This window comes from Solibacillus sp. FSL W8-0474, from assembly GCF_038004065.1.
Taxonomy (GTDB): domain Bacteria; phylum Bacillota; class Bacilli; order Bacillales_A; family Planococcaceae; genus Solibacillus; species Solibacillus faecavium.
Genome location: NZ_JBBOQJ010000001.1, coordinates 2,921,646 through 2,941,936, shown reverse-complemented (window position 1 = coordinate 2,941,936; position 20,291 = coordinate 2,921,646). Strand labels below are relative to the sequence as shown.

Below are 20,291 nucleotides of genomic sequence, written 5' to 3'. Positions count from 1 at the left end.
CTGTTCGCTAAACTAGTAATAGGAGTTGAGCGAAAATGTTTAGATTTATTGATGAGAATGGATTACCGGTAGATTTAAGATTTGATGAAGGACCTTTTGAAATAGAGCCTAAGCATGTCCTGGCTCTTGTACAATACGAGGGGAAATGGTTGTGCACAATACATCATCGACGTGGCGTAGAGTTTCCTGGAGGAAAGCAGGAGCCCGGTGAAACATTAGTGCAGGCAGCTATCCGAGAAGTATATGAGGAAGCCAATGTAATAATAGATGATGTTAAATGGTTTGCCTACTATATTGTTCATGATACTATTCCATTTTGTAAGGCAGTTTTTACAGCAAAAGTAAAAGATATCGAACCCTTTGTAGGAGACTTTGAAACAGAAGGCATTTTATGGTTAACGGAAGAGGAACTTTGGCAACAGCCAAATTTAAGCTTTTATATGCGAGATGCAGGTATGAAAAAGATGCTGCAGGAAGTGAATAATTATGAACGCAAATGGTGAAATTTTATCAATGCATCAATATCCCTCTCCGAATCCGCATGTCCGTTTAGATGAAGTGACATATTGGTCTCAAGGATTGCGTGTAAAGGGGTTGCTGGCGCGTCCTAAAGTACAGGGGCAGTATGAAGCCCTTTTATATTTACGTGGTGGACTACAATCAATCGGTATGGTTAGACCTGCCCGTATCGCCCAGTTTGCAATGCATGGATTTATCGTGTTTGCACCCTATTATCGTGGAAATCGTGGGGGAGAAGGAAAAGACGAATTTGCGGGGCAAGATCGGTATGATGCAGTTTTTGGTGTAGATGTACTGAAACAGTTTAACCGTGTTAAACAGGTGAATTTGTTTGGGTTTTCTCGAGGAGGCTTAATGGCGTTGTGGACAGCAATATTACGTGATGATGTAAAATCTGTCGTAACATGGGCTGGTGTCTCAGATGCAACAGCGACCTATTGGGATCGAATCGACATGCGTCGTGGATTAAAAAGAATAGTGGGAGGAACTCCTAATAAAGTACCAGAAAACTATGAAAGCCGTACGCCTTTATACAATATTGAAAACGTTCAATCACCAGTATTAATTATACATGGGGCAGAAGATCAACATGTTAATATTGAACATGCCTATCAATTGGAGCGTTATTTGAAAGATAAAGGCAAACAAGTTGAGACATGGTATTCATCTAGGCTGAAACATCATTACCCGCCAAATCTGAATAGAGAAACAGTAAAAAAAATTAGTGAATGGATGAAACAACAGTAAATCCAAAAAAGGGATGTAGCGTGGAAATACGCTACATCCCTTTTACTATGATATATTTTTAAGTTTGACGTCGTAGTATTAGTGCAGACTATATCGTCAAACAATATGTCGAGCTAAACATTAGTAATTTATACTAATGGACCGCCTTTTTTCACGATAGCTTCATCAACATCAGCGAATTTTGTGAAGTTGTTTTTAAATAGCTCTGCAAGTTCAGTAGCCTTTTTATCGTATGCAGCAGTATCAGCCCATGCAGCACGTGGATTTAATACGCTAGAAGGTACTCCTTCAATAGCTACAGGAATATTTAAACCAAATACTCCATCTTGTGTTGTTTCAACATTGTCTAATTCACCGTTAATGGCAGCGCGTACCATTGTACGAGTATAAGCAAGTTTCATACGACTACCTACACCGTATTCTCCTCCTGTCCAACCTGTGTTCACTAAGAACACTTGTGAACCATGCTCGTCAATTTTCTTACCTAATTGATCTGCATAGACTGTTGCAGGAAGTGGAAGGAATGGTGAACCGAAGCATGTAGAGAAAACTGGCTCTGGCTCAGTGACACCACGCTCTGTACCTGCTAATTTTGAAGTGAAGCCACTTAAGAAGTGGTACATCGCTTGCTCCTTCGTTAATTTTGAAATAGGAGGTAGTACGCCAAACGCGTCCGCTGTTAAGAAGACAATTGTGTTTGGGTGACCTGCTACTGATGGTAATACGATGTTATCAATATAATCGATTGGGTATGCAACACGAGTATTTTCTGTTAAAGATCCATCGTCGTAGTCACAAATGCGTGATTCTGAATCAACCGCTACATTTTCCAATACAGAACCGAAACGGATTGCATTGTAAATTTCCGGCTCATTTTCAGCAGAGAGGTTAATTGTTTTTGCATAGCATCCACCCTCAATGTTGAAAACACCATTATCAGACCAACCGTGTTCATCATCCCCGATTAATTTGCGGTCGCAATCAGCTGATAAAGTTGTTTTACCAGTACCTGATAAACCGAAGAACAGGGCAACGTCGCCTTTTTCGCCAACGTTAGCTGAGCAGTGCATTGGGAAAATACCTTGTTCAGGCAACAAATAGTTCATAATCCCGAAAATTGATTTTTTCATTTCGCCAGCATATTCAGTACCACCGATTAAGATGATTTTCTTTTCAATTGATGTTATAATAAATGTTTCCGAACCAGTTCCATCTACTTCAGGATCTGCTTTAAAGTTTGGAGCAGAAACAATTGTAAAGTCAGCAACATGTGCAGCTAATTCTTCTGCTGTAGGACGGATGAATAATTGATGACAGAATAGGTTATGCCAAGCATATTCGTTAATTACTTTAATCGATAATTGAGAGTCTTTGTCAGCACCCGCAAAACCGTTGAATACAAATAATTCATCGCGTTCTTTTAGGTAGTTTACAACTTTGACATAAAGCTTATCAAATACTTCTGAAGAGATAGGACGGTTAACTTTACCCCAATCAATTTTATCTTTAGAGTTTTCCTCTTCAACGATATATTTATCTTTAGGTGATCGACCAGTATATTTACCTGTTTCAGCACGTAATGCGCCATCAACAGTTAACATTGCTTCTCCACGTGATGTAGCTTTTTCAACTAATTGTGGAACAGATAATTGAGTTTTGATGTTTTCCCCGTTTAAAAGTTCTTTCAGCTCGTTAGCAATTTCTACCGAATTCATCTATTAAATACCATCCTTTTTTATAGTATTCCCTTATAGTAGGGGAGTTGTTATTAATTCAAAAATAGTATAACACATTGAAGGATATAATCTATACTAATTATGAATTATTTTTTTGTGGAATTTTTAACTGTTTAAAATCAGACAAAATTTATTGACAGCACTTATTTTTTTATGTAGGATGTGTAATTGAACGGATACTCTTATCCCGAGCTGGTGGAGGGGCAGGCCCTATGAAACCCGGCAACCTGCGTATATTTTATACGTGTTGGTGCCAACCTGATGCAAGGGCAAAATTTCCCTTGAACGATAAGAGTGAAAGGTAACGAAACGTAATATCCTTTCCTCACGTGTGATGAACACGGTTATGAGTGAAAGGATTTTTTTATTTGAATTTACAATTTCGTATTGAGCGAAAATTATATAGTTACAGCCTTTCAGACCCTCGTGTTAAAGCAAATAAAGCTTGACGTTAATAATGCTATTATGCCACGGTGTAAGACGCAATATAACGGACATGGGTAATGAGTACCGTATCAATAAAAACAATTGCCAAAGTGAATTAGGAGGAAATGACATGAAAAATCGTCGACTGTTTACATCAGAAAGTGTAACGGAAGGACATCCAGATAAAATTTGCGATCAAATTTCGGATGCCATTTTAGACGCAATTTTAGCAGCAGATCCAAATGCACGTGTAGCTTGTGAAACTACGGTAACAACAGGCTTAGTATTAGTATCTGGTGAAATTACAACTTCTACTTATGTAGATATGAAAGGTATTATCCGTGATACGGTAGCAGAGATTGGCTATACGCGTGGGAAATATGGTTTTGACGCAGAGAACTTAGCTGTACTTGTTGCAGTTGGTGAACAATCACCGGATATTGCACAAGGTGTAGATCAGGCTTTAGAAGCGCGTGAAGGTTCTATGACAGAAGATCAATTAGAAGCAATCGGTGCTGGAGACCAAGGTTTAATGTTCGGCTACGCATGTAATGAAACACCGGAACTTATGCCGATGCCTATTTCTTTAGCTCATAAATTAGCTCGTCGTTTAACAGAAGTGCGTAAATCAGGGGAATTAGAATATTTACGTCCGGATGGTAAAACACAAGTAACAATCGAATACGATGAAAACAATGAGCCTGTTCGTGTGGATACAATCGTTATTTCAACACAGCATGATGAAGAAGCGACATTGGAGCAAATTCAAACGGATATTAAAGAACATGTTATTAAACCAGTAGTTCCTTCTGAGTTATTAGATGAAGCAACTAAATATTTCATTAATCCAACAGGTCGATTCGTAATTGGTGGTCCAAAAGGAGATGCTGGTCTAACAGGTCGTAAAATTATCGTAGATACGTACGGTGGTTACGCACGTCACGGTGGTGGTGCATTCTCTGGTAAGGATGCAACGAAAGTGGACCGTTCAGCAGCATATGCAGCTCGTTATGTCGCAAAAAACATCGTTGCTGCAGGCTTAGCGGATCGTGCTGAAGTTCAATTGGCTTATGCAATCGGTGTTGCACAACCAGTATCAATTGCGGTAGATACATTCGGAACTGGTAAAGTAGAATCTTCCAAAATCGTAGAATGGGTTCGAGAGCTATTTGATTTACGCCCAGCAGGAATTATTAAAATGTTGGATTTACGCCGTCCAATCTATAAACAAACAGCAGCATATGGACACTTCGGTCGTACTGACATCAATGTACCATGGGAAAATACAGATAAAGCGGCAGAACTTAAAGAAAAAGCCGGAATTTAAAGAAAGAAGGAGCGTTCATTTAAATGGACGGCTCCTTTTCTATTATAATGAAAAATAATACTTCCTTCCTTTATATTGTAAGTAATTGGATTGATAGCGGAATGTTACTTCTGCAATGATTTATAATATTGTCCCTTCGCTACGTATTCATTAATTATGCGATCCATATCTGCCCGGTCCTCTGCATTTACTTCACGTACAACTTTTGCTGGGCGCCCCATAGCAAGTGAATTGGGAGGAATTACTTTTCCAGGTGGTACGAGACTACCTGCACCAATAAATGCTCCTTCGCCTATTTCTGCACCATCCAAAATGATGGAACCCATGCCGATTAAAGCGCGTTTTCTTATTGTACAGCTATGTAATGTTACTTGATGACCTACTGTAACTTCATCTTCAATAATGAGTGGAGCTGCAGGGCTTTGGTGAAGACAACTTAAATCCTGAATACTAACACGATCTCCAATGATTGTTTTATTCACATCGCCGCGTATGACTGTATTAAACCAAATGGAAGTATTTTCCCCTATTGTCACATCGCCTGTTATTGTTGCATAATCAGCAATGTAGGCAGTTGGGTGAATAGTTGGTGATTTATCTTTATAAGGGTATATCATGTTCAATTCCTCATTTCTTTTATAGAATGTATAAGAGCTAATGTAATCGTATCAAATCACTATTAATTTTCAATTAACATCTCTTAACTTTATATAATAAATTATAGCAGACTGTTTTAAGTAAGGAGGATTGACCATGTGGAAATGGGAAACAGAGCAGCAGCCAAAAGCCGTAGTCGTTATTCTTCATAGTGCATATGAACAGCATCGGTGGTACGCATGGTTAATCGAAAAATTCAGAAGTGCTCGCTTTCATGTAGTAATGGGGGATTTACCTGGGCATGGTGAGCAAGGAAAATATGCAAGATATCATGATGAGAATTTTGAAGAATACTATAATTATACAAAAGTGTTATTAAAAGTTGCCCTAGAATATAATTTGCCTCTATTTATTGTAGGCAATGGATTAGGTGCATCTATAGCAACATACGTACTTCAGAAAAATAAAATAGAATGCGCGGGTGTTGTCTTAACATCGCCGTGGCTTCATTTTAAATTAGCACCGGGAAAATTATCCAATGCATTATCAAGCTTTAGTGCAATAACATCGAATGTGAAATTAAAACATGAATTGAGTATACAATATTTCACACGTAATACGGATGTATTAATGGAGTTAAAGGAGCAGTTACCGTTAAATAGTATGGTGACTGTTAAATGGTATCGGGATTGGCAACATATGACGCGAACAATCCGTGATCCTGAAAATAAATTCCCTGATATTCCACTGTTACTAATGACCGGGGAAAATGATAAAATAACGGATATTAGTACTTCTAAAAGGTGGCTGATGGAACAAACTCTTTCAGAATTCCACTATAAACAATGGAATGGATGCCTGCATAGTTTGTTTTTTGAAGTGGAACGTGAGGATGTTTTCCGATACACAATTGATTTTATTAATAATGTCTTAAGAGACCTTGGTTATATAGTAGAATAATGAAAAACCTAACAAAATTCGACTTTTGTTAGGTTTTTTTAAAAATTTCAGTAAAAAATATATCGAAATTTTAGAATATTTGTAATATACTAAATTTCTAATTAATACAATAGTTCAACAAGGGGGTAAAATATGGATTTTATTAATGATTTTGTAGGATGGGCCAATAATATTCTATGGGGTCCAGTAATGATTTACGGTATTTTAATTGTAGGCTTGTTCTTTTCAATCCTGACAAAATTTGCACAAGTCCGATTAATTGGAGACATGTTCAAGTTAATGTTTAAAGGAGAGAAGTCAGAAGCAGGTGTATCTTCGTTCCAGGCATTGTCCATTGCTTTGTCGGGCCGTGTTGGTACAGGTAATATCGTTGGTACTGCTACAGCAATCGCGTTCGGTGGTCCTGGTGCGGTGTTCTGGATGTGGGTTACTGCATTTATTGGAGCATCAACAGCATATATGGAATCGACATTAGCACAAATCTACAAAGAAAAGAAAGATGGCCAATACCGCGGTGGTCCAGCATTCTATATTGAAAAGACAACAGGTATTCGTGCCTTAGGTGTTATTTTTGCAATTGCGATGATTGCCTCTGTGGCATTTTTAATGCCAGGTGTTCAGGCAAATGCGATTGCTGGAGCAGTAGACAATGCTTTTGGAATTGAGCCTTGGGTTACTGGTTTAGTTACAATTCTTTTATTAGCGGTTATTATTTTTGGTGGTGTTAAGCGTATTGCAAATGCTGCGCAAATTTTAGTACCATTTATGGCATTAGCTTATTTATTGGTAGCGGGTATTATTATTATTATGAATATTACAGCTGTGCCAGATGTATTTGCTTTAATCTTCCGTAGTGCCTTTGCAACAGATGCTGTATTTGGCGGGATGATCGGGAGTGCGATTTTCTGGGGTGTAAAACGAGCAATCTACTCAAACGAAGCTGGTCAAGGTACAGGTGCACATCCTGCAGCCGCAGCTGAAGTATCACATCCTGTAAAACAAGGTCTAGTTCAAGCTGCATCAGTATATATTGATACACTATTAGTATGTTCTGCAACAGCATTGATGATTTTATTCATGGGTACATACAACGTACATGATGGTAGCCAAGATGGTCCATTAATCGAAGCAAAAATGGATGAGACGATTACGTATTCAGGCTTTACCCAAGCAGCGGTAAATGACGCGTTCCCATCTTTAAATAACTTTGGTTCTGGGTTTGTGGCAATTTCATTATTCTTCTTCGCCTTCACTACATTAATGGCATACTACTACATTGCGGAAACAAATGTTTCGTATATGCTAAATGGTAATGCTAGAAGAATAGGGATATTCCTGATGAAGTTTATATTATTGGGTTCTGCATTCTACGGCACTGTAAAAACATCGGATTTAGCTTGGGCATTCGGTGACGTAGGGCTAGGATTAACAGTTTGGATTAACGTCATCATGCTATTATTCATCATGAAACCTGCGCTCATTGCTTTAAAAGACTATGAGCAACAGAAAAAAGAAGGAAAAGACCCGGTGTTTGATCCAATAAAACTCGGTATTAAAAATGCAGATTTCTGGGAGACATATAAGAAGGAAGATAAATAGAAAAAAGGAGCAGCCTAATAGGTTGCTTCTTTTTATATGTGAAAAACTTATTAAGTGAACAAATGATTATTTGTACTCTCTTTTTTTCGCGCAAAAATAAAGTTGTAATGCATCAAATTGTTCTGCTGAAAAATCCTTTTGTCCACGTATATATTTTTCATATAAATTGTAATAACAGATTGTTAAATATTCATCGTTATGATGGTTTTTGAAAGGTGTGTAGTGCTGGGAAACTGTAACCCCTGCAAAATAGCGCTCCATTTTATCAATAGTACGAACTGTAATATTACGTGCCTGCATTTCTTTCAGTACAATTTGTGTGTAAATAAACAAATCCTCTTTCGGGTAATCATATACATAATTAATTAATATATGGTTATCTTCCTTAGCGAAGATACTATTTAATTCCCGCCATTGGGCAAGTAATTGGCTTTTCGGGATAAATGGGATGAGCTCGGTGTGCCATAAACGCATAATATTCACCTCATTACTAGATAAAAAAGAGCTAAGAAAACTTAGCCCTCTTTCGGAAATTCTTTTACTTTTTCCAATGCTATAATAAATGGTGGGTCATTTTTTTGATTCATAAATTCATAGCGCAAAACATGTACATGCTTTTGAGGTAAATTACTGACAAATTCAATTACTTCGTTACGTTCATCTTTGCCGCCTTCATGTCCATAATATACAACTAATACAATAACTCCACCAATTTTCAATAATGTTAGAAGACTTTCGATTGCCTGAATTGTTGTATTAGGCCGGGTAATAATTTCATGATTACTGCCAGGCAGGTAGCCTAGATTAAAGATGGCTGCAGCAACAGGTTTATTTATATATTTGGCTACATTTTCATGCCCGTCCTTTAACACAATTGCCCGGTGCTCAAGTGCGTTGTCGAGTAGACGGTGTAGTGTGGCATCAACCGCTTCCTTTTGCACATCAAACGCATACACATAGCCATTGTCCCCTACAAGGTTTGCTAAAAAAAGTGTGTCATGTCCATTACCTGCTGTTGCGTCTACGGCAATTTCACCTTCTGAGACCGATTTTTTCAATAAAGTTTGAGCATATTGAATAACACGTTCTAATATCATTTTGCAATTTCCGCCTTATAGTACTTTCCTTGATACGAGCCACGTCTTTCCAACTCTGCATCGATTCCATTAAGTACTTCCCATTTGTTTACAGACCACATTGGACCAATCATTAAATCAATCGGACCATCGCCTGTTATACGGTGGACAATCATTTCAGGTGGAAGAATTTCAAGCTGATCTGCTACAAGCTGAACATATGCATCTTTTTCCATAAACTCCAGCATACCTTTTTCGTATTGTTTCACAAGAGGTGTCCCTTTTAAAAGATGGAGCAGATGGATTTTGATACCTTGTACATCTAGTTTAGCCACTTCACTTGCTGTTTCCATCATCATATCGTAATCCTCTAAAGGCAATCCGTTAATAATATGTGTTACGACACGTATGCCGTGCTTACGCAGTTTATTAAGACCCTCCACATATGTCGCATAATCATGTGCGCGGTTAATTAAGTTGGCTGTTTTTTCATGGACTGTCTGTAATCCTAGCTCTACCCATAAATAAGTGCGCTCATTTAATTCAGCCAAATATTCTACGACATCATCTGGCAGGCAATCGGGACGTGTTGCGATAGAAATACCCATTACTCCTTCACAGGCAAGTGCTGCTTCGAACTTCTCTTTTAATACTTCAAGTGGGGCATGTGTATTTGTGTACGCTTGGAAGTACGCCATCGTTAAGCCGTCTTTCCATTTGTTCTCCATTTTAGCTTTGATTTTTTCGAATTGTACAGGGATCGGATCTACTTTACTACCTGCAAAGTCACCTGAACCTGCAGCAGAACAAAACGTACAGCCACCAAAAGCGACCGTACCGTCACGGTTTGGGCAATCGAAGCCAGCATCTAATGCGACTTTATATACTTTCTTTCCAAATTCATTTCGTAAATAGCGATTCCATGTATAATAACGTTTCCCGTCGGAAGGGAAAGGAAAATTTGTTTCAGTCATTCGTTGTTCACTCCTCTAACGTATTATTCTAACATGGACAGAACCTAATAGAAAATTTTTTTCTTGTACATTTTTATGCGAAAGAATACACTTGTTATTTGAGCAAATGTTGAAGGAGGAAATTCAGTGCCGAAACAAGTCTGGTTTTTAATTATTGGCACATTCGTAAATACGGTCGGGAATTCATTTTTATGGCCTTTAAATAGTATCTATATTCATGATCATTTAGGAAAATCATTGACTACAGCGGGCATTGTTCTGATGCTCAATTCATTGGCGGGTGTTTTTGGGAATCTAGTAGGTGGATATTTATTCGATAGATTAGGTGGCTATAAAGCAATTTTGATAGGAGTAGTACTTAATTTATTTTCAATTTCGCTTCTCACTATTTGGCATGATTGGCCACAATACATTATATTTTTGGCGATGATGGGCTTTAGCGGGGGAATAGTGTATCCGGCTATTTACGCCATTGCAGGAAGTGCCTGGCCTGAGGGAGGACGCAGAGCCTTTAATGCGATTTTCTTGGCAAATAACGTTGGAGTTGCCATTGGACCAGCGTTAGCAGGATTAGTCGCGGATATAAAGTTTGATTATGTGTTTAGTGCGAATTTATTTTTCTATGCACTATTTTTCGTTCTTGTCATAACTACGTACAAGCGTTTTGATAACAATAGGATCACAACGAAGTCCTTATCGAGTGATGAAGGCAAACAAAGAAATAAAGCACCTATAATCGCTATAGGGATTTTAAGTATATCTCTCGTAGTATGTTGGTTAAGCTACTCACAGTGGAGTGCAACGATTTCTTCATATACGCAAGGATTGGGGATGAGCTTGTCCCAATATAGTTTGCTTTGGACAATCAATGGTTTTATGATAGTGGCGATCCAGCCAATTATTAAACCGCTTGTCACACGCTGGGAAAATAAAATAAAACATCAATTAACACTAGGTTTAGTACTTATGTCGATCTCATTTGGTGTCGTTTATTTTGCGCAGGATTTTAAAATGTTTGCAGCGGCTATGGTCATTTTAACATTCGGGGAAGTATTCTTTACACCGATTATCCCGATGATTGCCAACAAGCTGGCTCCACAAGGTCAAGAAGGCTTTTATCAAGGGCTAGTGAACAGTGCAACAACAATCGGGCGAATGATTGGACCTGTATTTGGTGGTTTAATGGTGGACTTATATGGCATGCAAATGCTCATGATGATTTTATCGATTCTTATAGTTTTGGCAATTATTCCATGTCTGCTATATGATCGTGTATTAAGAAAAGTATAATCATAAAACAGCTACTTGTACTTTTCTGTGGAATTAGTTAAAATGAATGAAATAATAATTTTGACTGTGATGAGGAATAGTAGATGGACTCACTTTATAGAGAGCCAGCGGATGGTGGAAGCTGGTAAGTGTCAAATTGAACTCGCCTCGGAGTTTGCTTTAGTGAAATGTTTAGTAGCTAAGGCCGTGTATTCGCGTTAAGAAATGAAGCTGAGTGCTGTGTCACTAATTTGGGTGGTACCGCGGGAGTAAAAATAACCTCTCGTCCCTTCTTATCATAAGATGGGACGGGATTTTTTTATTTTTTAAATATTCTGTTAAATCATGGATAATACGCCTACAATACATAAACCACAGCAAGAATGAGTTTAAAGGAGGAGTTATTGTGAGTTTTAATCATCAAGAGATTGAGAAAAAGTGGCAAGCGTTTTGGGATGAAAATAAAACATTCAAAACGGAAAATGAAGTGGATAAACCAAAATTTTATGCTTTGGATATGTTCCCATATCCATCGGGTGCCGGTCTACACGTAGGACACCCTGAGGGCTATACAGCGACAGATATTTTATCTCGTTTTAAACGTATGCAAGGCTATAATGTTCTTCATCCAATGGGATGGGATGCATTTGGTTTACCAGCAGAGCAATACGCATTAGACACGGGGAATGACCCTGCTGAATTTACGGCAAAAAACATTGAAACATTTAAACGTCAAATTAATGAACTAGGTTTCTCTTATGACTGGGACCGTGAAATTAATACAACAGATCCGTCTTATTACAAATGGACACAATGGATTTTCACAAAATTAGTGGAAATGGATTTAGCTTATGTTGATGAAGTTGCCGTGAACTGGTGTGAAGCTTTAGGTACAGTTCTTGCAAACGAAGAAGTAATCGACGGACTTTCTGAGCGCGGTGGTCACCCTGTAGTACGTCGTCCGATGCGACAATGGGTACTGCGCATTACGAAATACGCAGACCGTCTAGTTGATGATTTAGTCGATGTTGATTGGCCGGAATCGATTAAAGAAATGCAACGTAACTGGATTGGTCGTTCTGAAGGAGCTCAAGTGAAATTCACAGTGGCTGGTACAGACAAAGGATTCGAAGTATTTACTACACGCCCTGATACTTTATTCGGTGCTACTTATTGTGTATTGGCACCAGAACATAAACTAGTAGCTGAAATAACTACTCCAGAGCAACGTGCAACGGTAGAAGCATACTTAGAGAAAGTATCATTAAAATCTGACCTTGAGCGTACAGATTTAGCAAAAGAAAAAACAGGTGTATTCACTGGTGCATATGCAGTAAATCCAATCAACGGCAAAGAAGTGCCAATCTGGATTGCAGATTATGTATTGTCAACATACGGTACAGGTGCAATTATGGCTGTTCCAGCACATGATGAGCGTGACTACGAATTCGCAAAAGAGTTTAATTTAGAAATCGTCCAAGTACTTGAAGGTGGAGATATCGAAATCGAGGCCTTCGTCGGGGATGGTGCACATATTAACTCTGAATTCCTAAATGGCTTAAATAAAGAAGATGGCATTAAGGCAGCGATTGATTGGTTAGTAGAAAATGGCGTAGGGGAAAAGAAAATTACTTACCGTCTACGTGACTGGTTATTCAGCCGCCAACGTTATTGGGGCGAGCCAATCCCAGTAATTCACTGGGAAGATGGCACAATGACAACAATTCCTGTAGAAGAGCTGCCATTAGAATTACCAAAAACAACAAACATCCGTCCTTCAGGTACAGGAGAATCACCACTGGCAAATATTGGAGAATGGGTAAATGTAGTTGATCCTGTAACAGGTAAAAAAGGTCGTCGTGAAACGAATACAATGCCTCAATGGGCCGGTTCTTCATGGTACTTCTTACGCTATATCGATCCGAAAAACGATCAGGCACTTGCAGATCCTGAATTACTAAAGCGCTGGTTACCAGTTGATATTTATATCGGTGGTGCAGAGCATGCTGTACTTCACTTACTGTACGCGCGCTTCTGGCATAAAGTCCTTTACGATTTAGGTGTTGTGCATACGAAGGAACCATTCCAAAAATTATTCAACCAAGGGATGATTTTAGGTGAAGGTAACGAAAAGATGTCGAAATCAAAAGGGAACGTTGTAAACCCGGACGATATTATTGAGTCACATGGTGCAGATACATTACGTTTATACGAAATGTTCATGGGTCCATTAGAAGCATCTGTAGCATGGAGCACAAACGGTCTTGACGGAGCACGTCGTTTCTTAGATCGCATTTGGCGTCTATTTGTAACAGAAGAAGGAAAACTTGCAACAAAAATTCAAGATTCTAATGACACAACATTGGAAAAAGTGTATCACCAAACTGTGAAAAAAGTGACAGATGACTATGAAGGTATTCGCTTCAACACTGCTATTTCACAAATGATGGTATTCATTAATGATTGCTACAAAGCGGAAGTGATCCCTGTTGAATATGCAAAAGGGTTCGTCAAACTATTATCACCAATCGCACCACATATCGCGGAAGAGCTTTGGACAATTTTAGGACATGAAGACACAATTACGTATGCTACATGGCCAACATATGACGAAGCAAAACTAGTAGATGACGAAATCGAAGTAGTTGTTCAAGTATTAGGTAAAGTACGTGCGAAAGTAACAGTAGCAAAAGATATCTCAAAAGAAGACTTGGAAAAAGTGGCTTTAGCCGATAGCAAAGTACAAGAATTCATTGAAGGAAAAACAGTTGTCAAAGTAATTGTTATTCCAGGGAAATTAGTCAATATCGTTATTAAATAAATATTAAAACAAAAAAGTCTGCTCGCATTTTGAGCAGACTTTTTTTAATGGATTATAGTTGATGATGGAACACCGATTCTTTCCAAAAGATAATGAAAATCAAAATTGTCTTTATTGTCACCTATTAAATCAATTAAATACTTTTCAATTTTCCTTTGCGGCATTTCATACATATTCGGTAAATATGAAAGTAATAGCGTATCTGTATTTCCGCACGTAATGATACAGGTTCTAGAAAAGTTTTGTGTATCAAGCTTTGTTAAGATCATTTCCAGACTGGAATGCACCGGCATAACATGAGGAAATATTCGATTATTATGAATTAAGCCTATAAATACTTTGAAAAAATAATCATTTTGAACATGGTCATCAATTAGAATTAAAACATGATCATGATATGAATCGTTTTCAATCAGTTCATCGACTTTATGCTGCATTAATTGTTCCATATACTCTACAACTTGCTCATATTTCGTATTAGTAATAGCTTTTTGCATCTTCAGTAAATTTAAAATCTGATAAACAGGTATAAATATTTTAGTGAAATATTCTTCTATAGTAAAATTATCTACAATTTTTAAATAAGTTTTTTTTGCATTTTCAACATTTGCACTCACTAACTCATTATAAAATAGATTTAATAATTCGATTTTATCCTCTGTTTGATAAGCAACCATTTTCAAAATCGTAATATCGTTGTTTATAGAAATATGAAATGAAATGTTCGTTTCCATACATTTAACTCTTGGTGAAGTGGGGAACTGTGGATTTGCCTTTTGGACAAGTGCATTATGGCCATTTGATAATAGTACAATCGAATTCTCAGGGTAAATGCCAATAAAATCCACAAATTCAGTTAACAGTATACTATTATACTTTTCTTCATCTCTATAAAGTAAACTAAATGCATCTGCAGCACGCATTGCATCACGGTATGGACGTTTCATTGTAATCGCTGAATACACGTCGATTATTTGCAAAAGTTCGAGCTCTGCCTTGGAATTTATTTGCATACTCTCCGGATAGCCTTCACCATTTCTACGTTCATGATGGGATTTAGCCAAATAGGAAAAATCAGATAGACCTATTTGTTTAAGAATTGCCTCGCCATATAAAGTATGTTTTTTCATCAGGTCAAATTCCTTTGCAGTAAGACGACCAGGTTTTTGAAGGAGTTGCTGTGGTATCTTTAACTTTCCGATATCATGCAACAAGTACCCCAGAGCTAGCTTTTCTACATGTTCAATTTTTAAGTGGCGAGCAAATAGCGTTCCAATAATAAAAACATCGATACTGTGTAAATAGGAATGATAATCCCATTTTTTCAATTGAGACAAGCAGTATTTATTTGCAGAGTTAGATAAAATATCTTCAAAAATTATTTGTAAATAATCAATATTTCCTTCATCTTTTAAAAGTTGACCGTATCGGATTTCAATATCGAGTTCTGCTAAAATAGCGTAAAAGTTAAATTCATCCCCGTTCCCGCTTAAAGAGCTATCGGAAAAATTAATGTGTGTATCTTCTAATGATACTGGGAAGTCAAAGGGATTTGCAGATTTTTCTTTATAATAAATGGAAAGGTATTTTATGCTTTTCTTTTTTAGTAATTCCAGAGCTTTTGCTGTTAAAATACTGTCTTTTTTCATGAATAATGTACGGTTAATAAAAACATCTTCTGCAAGAACATCGCCAGGCTCGACATCCTGGATTAAGAGCTTTTCAATATTTGGCATTCGTTACACCTCCTATAAGTAATCTAATTTATACAATATAATTATTATTATATGGTAAAGTTCTGAATGTTTGGATATTTATTTATTGAATATTTTTAAAAATTTAATAAATAAGTACTTTATATTTTTTAAAAACATGGCAGAAACGTAGTATAAAAGGTTTATAACGTATTCACAGTAGAAATGGATTAATTACAATGTCGTTAAATGAATTTTAGAAATTTGAAACTTATTCCAAAAGAATTACGACTATAAAGAAAAAGAGAAAGGGGTGGGGCAGTGTCGGAACATTTAGAAGAAGTAATGGATGCCTATGGGGAATATTGCATACGTGTTGCCTATTTATATGTGAAAGATTGGGCAGTTGCAGAGGAAGTCGTACAAGATACGTTTTTAGCATATTACAAACAGCAAGAGCGGTTTGAAGGTCGTTCCTCGCTAAAAACCTATTTAGTGAAAATTACGATACATAAAAGTCATGACTATTTAAGAAGTTGGAAACGCAAGATGGCACATGTTCTCCCTAAAAGACTTGCTACTCCCTCCATTGAACAGGTGAAAATTCAAGAAGAGGAACAATCCGAACTTGTAGCGGCATTACTGCAACTCCCTGTTAAATATAGAGAGGTACTTATTTTATATTATTATGATGATTATAAAATCAAAGAAATGTCGGAGCTTTTACAACTGAGTGAGAATACGGTTAAAACGAGGCTTGTACGCGGTCGTGAAAAGTTAAAGCCGTTATTAGTAAATATTGAATGGGAGGTGCTGCTAAATGACGAAATGGAAGGGTGAAATAGACCGCTACATTGGAGAGGAGCAAAAATTTACTCCCGAAATGAAAAATAGAATATTGCGTAAAGCATCGAAAAGATCGTTTAACTGGCGCTATGCGTTTACAGCAGTTTCGTTTTGTGCTGTTGTGTTAATTCTTCTGTTAGCTGGACCTAGTCAAGTGGAGCCTCCTGTTCAAAGTGCCACACCGTTTGAACAGCTGATTGAAGAAGCTACGGTGGAAGAGTTCTATATAAGCTCGAAATATAGCCAAAGAGATCAATTTTTTGCACGGGATTCAAGCTATTATACACAAGTTCATGCATTCAAAAAAGATATTGATGTGCAAAATATGAATATACTTTTACATGATATGAAGCTAATGGAACGACCTTACAGTTTTGGTTTAGGGAAAGATGTGCTCGTTGTGATGTCCAATGGTGAGCAGTTGAAACTGAAAATTTCTAAGTATGACGGATGGTATGTCGTTGAAGATGTGCATACAAAACTTTTTTATAAACTAGAAGATACATCAGCAGTAAATTATTCTGTGTGGGATAAAAAAATAGATGATGCGGGTTTTGATTTTATGGAGATAGTGATACTGGGTGGCGTAATTCTCGCATTAGCTTATATTTTAAAATTTGTATTAAAAATCCCAAAGCAAAAACGAGATGAGAAGCGAAGCTGGAAAGGGACAGTGATTTTTCTTGCAATTGTTATTCCACTACAGTTATCTGCTCATTATTTGCGAGAAAATGAGTATTTAATGCATAAAAGTGTGCTGTTTTTTATATTTGCTAGTGGGTTGCTAGTAGGATCTTATCAATTTGATAAGTCGATAAAAACGAAAAATCAACAAATTTATGAATGGATTGGGATGGGGTTATTGGCTGTATTTTTATGGATAGTCATCACATTCGGTTAAGGAGGGAATCAAATGAAACAGTTAATATGGATGTCACTTATTTTGTTTCTTGTCGGGTGCAGTGCAGATATGAGTGCAAAGGAGCCTTATCCTGTGGAAAAAGATTATCCTTTTAATGAGCGCCTTGTACAGGAAGTTCCGAATAATATTACACTAAAAACTTATCCATCGAGCAATGAGTTCAAAATTAATTTTGTTACAACTTACGAACAGGCCGCTTTTCTAAAGAGAAACGAAACGTATATTACATTTAAAACGGTTGAGAATAATTTCACTTTGCCTAAAGCAAGTTTAGTAATTGGGGAACGTTTTGAAATAGAAGATTTAGTATATTATGCGATGAAAATTCATGTAAGAGCAACGAAAGCTGAATTAGAGGGGATTCCACAGTCTTTTTCACAACTGGAAGTGAAGTTGGAAGGCGTACCTCTTATGACTTTAAACATCGGTAATGTTTCATTTAGTGAGGAAGCAACGAGATATTCAGTAGATGTGCCTGCCGAAGAACTGAAAAAGGCAGCCCTATTGTTGCATGAAGGGCAAAAATAACTATGTTGCCAAAACATTTTCTATGTAATACTAGAAAAGTAAATGACATCATTTAACGATTTATGAAGAAAGAAGTGTAGTAACAATGGCACAAGCATCACATTCAGTACAAATCCCAGTGCATCAGGAAACAGTATGGGCTTTCGTTAGTAAAATTGAGAAATGGGCAGTGTTGGTACCTGCTTATAAAGAGCATAAGGAAGTGGATTCCCAAACTTCTCACTGGACATTCGAAGGGAATTTTAAAGGGTTAACGAAAAAAGTAGAACTTGAAATAAAAATTATAGAAATGAACGAGCCATCTCAAATCAAATTTGAAATTAAAGGTCTTTCAGATAATTTTAAAGGCGGCGGTGAATTTACAGCGGAGCCTAAAGATGGTGGTACATATATGACATGTAAGGTGGAAGTTACAGCAGGCGGACTTTCCGGAGCGGTATTAAATCCAGCTATAAAAGTATTGTTACCAAAAGTGACAACGCGTCTAACGGAAAAAATCGCTCGTCACATACAAGCATAAAAAATCGACTCACTTGGAAAATTAGTTCAGGTGAGTTTTTTATTTGCGTATAAGTGGGTATAGCTTTTATGGATATCACTTTATAAAAGCTTTTATCATGATAACTATCATATGGAACTAATGACAACTACCTCTATAACAGGTACTTGTTATTTTTTATACTGGAAAGAAGGAAGAGGTGGCTTTATGACACAAATCATGTTTGAACAAGGTAAGTATAGTACGAAGGAAGAATTTTGGAATGGCCTCACACATGGAATAGCGGCTGTTATGACAATCCCTGCTACATTGATGCTTATTAATAAAGCGCAAAATCAGGGCTCGACAATCGAGTTAATTAGCTATGTTATTTTTGGGATATCCATGTTCTGCTTATATTTTGCATCAACAATGTATCATTCATGGCCGTCACATAAAACATTTCTGAAAAAGCTCGATCACAGTTCTATTTTTTTATTAATTGCTGGGACATACACACCCATTGCATTAGTTGCTATAGGTGGTAAATTAGGATGGACTATTTTTGCCATTCAATGGATTTTGGCGACAATCGGAATAGTACTAAAACAATTTTTCGTTCACCGATTTAAAATGTTGTCACTGTTTGTATATATCGGAATGGGCTGGATCGTCATTTTTGTAGCAAAGCCTTTATATGCGCATATAGGAATAGCTGGTTTTACTACTTTATTAATCGGTGGTTTATCCTACACAGTCGGTACGTATTTCTACAAAAATAACCGTATTCCATATAACCATGCAATTTGGCATTTATTTGTCATGGGAGGCAGTGTGGCAATGTTTTTAGCTGTTTACTTATATGTATAAAATAAAGAGTCAATCCGACTTTCCGGATTGACTCTTTTTAGATGCTAGCTGTGAATTTTTCGATTAAGTCTTGTAAGTAATCGTTATATTGTTCTTCGTTTCGTTTTTTCATTTCTTCCAATACTTGATTTAAAAACACTTTGTTGTCCATAAATTGATCAGGCAATGCATCGTACAAAAGCTGATGATGATAGTTTTCCTGATCCAAATACAGTTCAAAATAATAGCCTAGTTTGTCCTCTTCATTAAATAAATGCATCATGCATTCCACTTCATAACATTGCATAATAAATTCATGCTTAAAGCCAATCTGTACTGTAAATGCTATATGTCCACCTTCACCATCTATTTTAAAAGGACTTATACTGGAAATTATTTGATTCTGGTCCATAAGCCAATAGAGTTGGTTCGCTTGCCGATTCGTTGTATAGCTCGTAATTCCTTGCGGTGCATTTTCAATTAGAAAATGTTTGGCAAGTTTAGCTTGGACAGCTTCTTCAATTGATGATGAAACAGCAATTTTATCAAGGTGTTGACATACACTTTGTAAGAGCGTCGGGCTTTTTTGAATGTGCTCAATTATTTTTTTTAATTGCATTGGAAAAACATTTGGTATATTTGCTAAATCGATAGCCAGTGACATCCCTAGGCCTTTTTTATTTAAACCGAGAGTCAATTTTAACGGTACGTTTTTGGCATAGGATTCATTTTTTTCGATATAGCAAAAAGCCTTTATGGAAAAAGTAAATTCATCTTTATTACTGTCGCTAATTTTTTTGCAAGTCAAATGAGTTTGCATAAGCTCGTCTGATGCTAAAAAGAGCATTGTTTGTTTTGTTTCGGAATTATGCATCGCATCATGTCCTCCTGAGTGTACATACCTTTTATGATACTAGGGAATT

Annotated in this window: 19 protein-coding genes, 1 riboswitch and 1 other annotated feature; of the genes, 12 read left to right on the top strand and 7 right to left on the bottom strand. The window is 37.0% G+C overall.

Translation table 11 applies throughout. The features are described from left to right. Positions 1 to 35 precede the first annotated feature (35 nt). Both NYE67_RS14790 and NYE67_RS14785 read left to right on the top strand, forming a co-directional pair. Entirely contained in the window at positions 36 to 503 is a 468-nt protein-coding gene (locus NYE67_RS14790) for an NUDIX hydrolase (RefSeq protein ID WP_339213528.1), read from the top strand. Next, positions 487 to 1,266 (top strand): alpha/beta hydrolase family protein, encoded by a 780-nt coding sequence (locus NYE67_RS14785; RefSeq protein WP_340730355.1) that lies wholly within the window; start codon positions 487 to 489, stop codon positions 1,264 to 1,266. Before NYE67_RS14790 ends, NYE67_RS14785 begins: the two co-directional genes overlap by 17 nt. A gap of 128 nt (positions 1,267 to 1,394) precedes the next feature. On the opposite strand, the gene pckA is transcribed toward NYE67_RS14785, so the two are convergent. Further along, complete coding sequence (gene pckA / locus NYE67_RS14780) at positions 1,395 to 2,981, bottom strand: phosphoenolpyruvate carboxykinase (ATP) (protein ID WP_191700649.1); 1,587 nt, start codon at positions 2,979 to 2,981, stop codon at positions 1,395 to 1,397. Between the two features lie 200 nt (positions 2,982 to 3,181). After that, positions 3,182 to 3,297: riboswitch (SAM riboswitch) on the top strand. Between the two features lie 261 nt (positions 3,298 to 3,558). On the opposite strand from pckA, the gene metK reads away from it, so the two are divergent. Continuing rightward, positions 3,559 to 4,755, top strand: coding sequence for a methionine adenosyltransferase (gene metK, locus NYE67_RS14775; RefSeq protein ID WP_340728734.1), 1,197 nt, complete (start codon positions 3,559 to 3,561; stop codon positions 4,753 to 4,755). Between the two features lie 104 nt (positions 4,756 to 4,859). On the opposite strand, the gene NYE67_RS14770 is transcribed toward metK, so the two are convergent. Next, positions 4,860 to 5,372, bottom strand: coding sequence for a gamma carbonic anhydrase (locus NYE67_RS14770; RefSeq protein WP_191700647.1), 513 nt, complete (start codon positions 5,370 to 5,372; stop codon positions 4,860 to 4,862). Positions 5,373 to 5,508: 136 nt separating this feature from the next. Between NYE67_RS14770 and NYE67_RS14765 the strand changes: the two genes are divergently transcribed. Together NYE67_RS14765 and NYE67_RS14760 are read left to right on the top strand one after the other, a co-directional pair. Next, positions 5,509 to 6,312: an alpha/beta hydrolase gene (locus tag NYE67_RS14765; RefSeq protein ID WP_191700646.1), complete on the top strand. Its 804-nt coding sequence runs from the start codon at positions 5,509 to 5,511 to the stop codon at positions 6,310 to 6,312. A gap of 132 nt (positions 6,313 to 6,444) precedes the next feature. After that, the gene (locus NYE67_RS14760; protein ID WP_340728733.1) at positions 6,445 to 7,911 is read left to right on the top strand and encodes an alanine/glycine:cation symporter family protein; all 1,467 of its coding nucleotides are present in this window, start codon (positions 6,445 to 6,447) and stop codon (positions 7,909 to 7,911) included. Positions 7,912 to 7,977: 66 nt separating this feature from the next. Here the strand turns inward: NYE67_RS14760 and NYE67_RS14755 are convergent, their stop codons facing one another. The 3 genes from NYE67_RS14755 to NYE67_RS14745 are packed head-to-tail and all read right to left on the bottom strand — an operon-like array spanning position 7,978 to position 9,961. After that, positions 7,978 to 8,385, bottom strand: coding sequence for a pyrimidine dimer DNA glycosylase/endonuclease V (locus NYE67_RS14755; RefSeq protein ID WP_340728732.1), 408 nt, complete (start codon positions 8,383 to 8,385; stop codon positions 7,978 to 7,980). A 41-nt stretch (positions 8,386 to 8,426) separates the two neighbouring features. After that, positions 8,427 to 9,008, bottom strand: a complete 582-nt coding sequence (locus NYE67_RS14750; RefSeq protein WP_191700643.1) for a tRNA (mnm(5)s(2)U34)-methyltransferase — start codon at positions 9,006 to 9,008, stop codon at positions 8,427 to 8,429. Continuing rightward, positions 9,005 to 9,961, bottom strand: coding sequence for a TIGR01212 family radical SAM protein (locus NYE67_RS14745; protein ID WP_340728731.1), 957 nt, complete (start codon positions 9,959 to 9,961; stop codon positions 9,005 to 9,007). Before NYE67_RS14745 ends, NYE67_RS14750 begins: the two co-directional genes overlap by 4 nt. Positions 9,962 to 10,087: 126 nt before the next feature. Here NYE67_RS14745 and NYE67_RS14740 point away from each other — a divergent pair, with 126 nt between their 5' ends. After that, positions 10,088 to 11,251, top strand: coding sequence for an MDR family MFS transporter (locus NYE67_RS14740; RefSeq protein WP_340728730.1), 1,164 nt, complete (start codon positions 10,088 to 10,090; stop codon positions 11,249 to 11,251). Between the two features lie 57 nt (positions 11,252 to 11,308). After that, positions 11,309 to 11,524: a binding site (T-box leader), on the top strand. Positions 11,525 to 11,636: 112 nt separating this feature from the next. Beyond that, complete coding sequence (leuS, locus tag NYE67_RS14735; protein ID WP_340730354.1) at positions 11,637 to 14,051, top strand: leucine--tRNA ligase; 2,415 nt, start codon at positions 11,637 to 11,639, stop codon at positions 14,049 to 14,051. A 44-nt stretch (positions 14,052 to 14,095) separates the two neighbouring features. Here the strand turns inward: leuS and NYE67_RS14730 are convergent, their stop codons facing one another. Then, entirely contained in the window at positions 14,096 to 15,787 is a 1,692-nt protein-coding gene (locus NYE67_RS14730; protein ID WP_340730353.1) for an HD-GYP domain-containing protein, read from the bottom strand. Positions 15,788 to 16,066: 279 nt separating this feature from the next. Between NYE67_RS14730 and NYE67_RS14725 the strand changes: the two genes are divergently transcribed. The 5 genes from NYE67_RS14725 to trhA all read left to right on the top strand — a co-directional run bounded on the left by NYE67_RS14725 (position 16,067) and on the right by trhA (position 19,389). Continuing rightward, positions 16,067 to 16,585, top strand: coding sequence for a sigma-70 family RNA polymerase sigma factor (locus NYE67_RS14725; RefSeq protein WP_340728727.1), 519 nt, complete (start codon positions 16,067 to 16,069; stop codon positions 16,583 to 16,585). Continuing rightward, positions 16,566 to 17,492, top strand: a complete 927-nt coding sequence (locus NYE67_RS14720; protein ID WP_340728726.1) for a hypothetical protein — start codon at positions 16,566 to 16,568, stop codon at positions 17,490 to 17,492. The genes NYE67_RS14725 and NYE67_RS14720 overlap by 20 nt, the downstream gene beginning before the upstream one ends. A gap of 12 nt (positions 17,493 to 17,504) precedes the next feature. Next, a complete protein-coding gene (locus tag NYE67_RS14715; RefSeq protein ID WP_340730352.1) occupies positions 17,505 to 18,041 on the top strand; it encodes a hypothetical protein in 537 nt (178 codons plus the stop codon). Positions 18,042 to 18,126: 85 nt separating this feature from the next. Next, entirely contained in the window at positions 18,127 to 18,561 is a 435-nt protein-coding gene (locus NYE67_RS14710) for a CoxG family protein (protein WP_340728724.1), read from the top strand. 186 nt (positions 18,562 to 18,747) lie between these two features. Further along, positions 18,748 to 19,389, top strand: a complete 642-nt coding sequence (gene trhA, locus NYE67_RS14705; protein ID WP_340730351.1) for a PAQR family membrane homeostasis protein TrhA — start codon at positions 18,748 to 18,750, stop codon at positions 19,387 to 19,389. Between the two features lie 37 nt (positions 19,390 to 19,426). Here trhA and NYE67_RS14700 read toward each other — a convergent pair whose 3' ends face one another. Continuing rightward, positions 19,427 to 20,242 (bottom strand): cysteine methyltransferase, encoded by an 816-nt coding sequence (locus NYE67_RS14700; protein ID WP_339213505.1) that lies wholly within the window; start codon positions 20,240 to 20,242, stop codon positions 19,427 to 19,429. Positions 20,243 to 20,291 lie beyond the last annotated feature (49 nt).

Coding starts and splice junctions, on each gene's coding strand:
- NYE67_RS14730 (WP_340730353.1), bottom strand. CDS start 15,787: ATGCCAAATATTGAAAAGCTCTTAATCCAGGATGTCGAGCCTGGCGAT.
- metK (WP_340728734.1), top strand. CDS start 3,559: ATGAAAAATCGTCGACTGTTTACATCAGAAAGTGTAACGGAAGGACAT.
- NYE67_RS14785 (WP_340730355.1), top strand. CDS start 487: ATGAACGCAAATGGTGAAATTTTATCAATGCATCAATATCCCTCTCCG.
- NYE67_RS14755 (WP_340728732.1), bottom strand. CDS start 8,385: ATGCGTTTATGGCACACCGAGCTCATCCCATTTATCCCGAAAAGCCAA.
- NYE67_RS14790 (WP_339213528.1), top strand. CDS start 36: ATGTTTAGATTTATTGATGAGAATGGATTACCGGTAGATTTAAGATTT.
- NYE67_RS14715 (WP_340730352.1), top strand. CDS start 17,505: ATGAAACAGTTAATATGGATGTCACTTATTTTGTTTCTTGTCGGGTGC.
- NYE67_RS14770 (WP_191700647.1), bottom strand. CDS start 5,372: ATGATATACCCTTATAAAGATAAATCACCAACTATTCACCCAACTGCC.
- NYE67_RS14760 (WP_340728733.1), top strand. CDS start 6,445: ATGGATTTTATTAATGATTTTGTAGGATGGGCCAATAATATTCTATGG.
- NYE67_RS14750 (WP_191700643.1), bottom strand. CDS start 9,008: ATGATATTAGAACGTGTTATTCAATATGCTCAAACTTTATTGAAAAAA.
- pckA (WP_191700649.1), bottom strand. CDS start 2,981: ATGAATTCGGTAGAAATTGCTAACGAGCTGAAAGAACTTTTAAACGGG.
- NYE67_RS14765 (WP_191700646.1), top strand. CDS start 5,509: ATGTGGAAATGGGAAACAGAGCAGCAGCCAAAAGCCGTAGTCGTTATT.
- NYE67_RS14700 (WP_339213505.1), bottom strand. CDS start 20,242: ATGCATAATTCCGAAACAAAACAAACAATGCTCTTTTTAGCATCAGAC.
- NYE67_RS14710 (WP_340728724.1), top strand. CDS start 18,127: ATGGCACAAGCATCACATTCAGTACAAATCCCAGTGCATCAGGAAACA.
- trhA (WP_340730351.1), top strand. CDS start 18,748: ATGACACAAATCATGTTTGAACAAGGTAAGTATAGTACGAAGGAAGAA.
- NYE67_RS14745 (WP_340728731.1), bottom strand. CDS start 9,961: ATGACTGAAACAAATTTTCCTTTCCCTTCCGACGGGAAACGTTATTAT.
- NYE67_RS14720 (WP_340728726.1), top strand. CDS start 16,566: ATGACGAAATGGAAGGGTGAAATAGACCGCTACATTGGAGAGGAGCAA.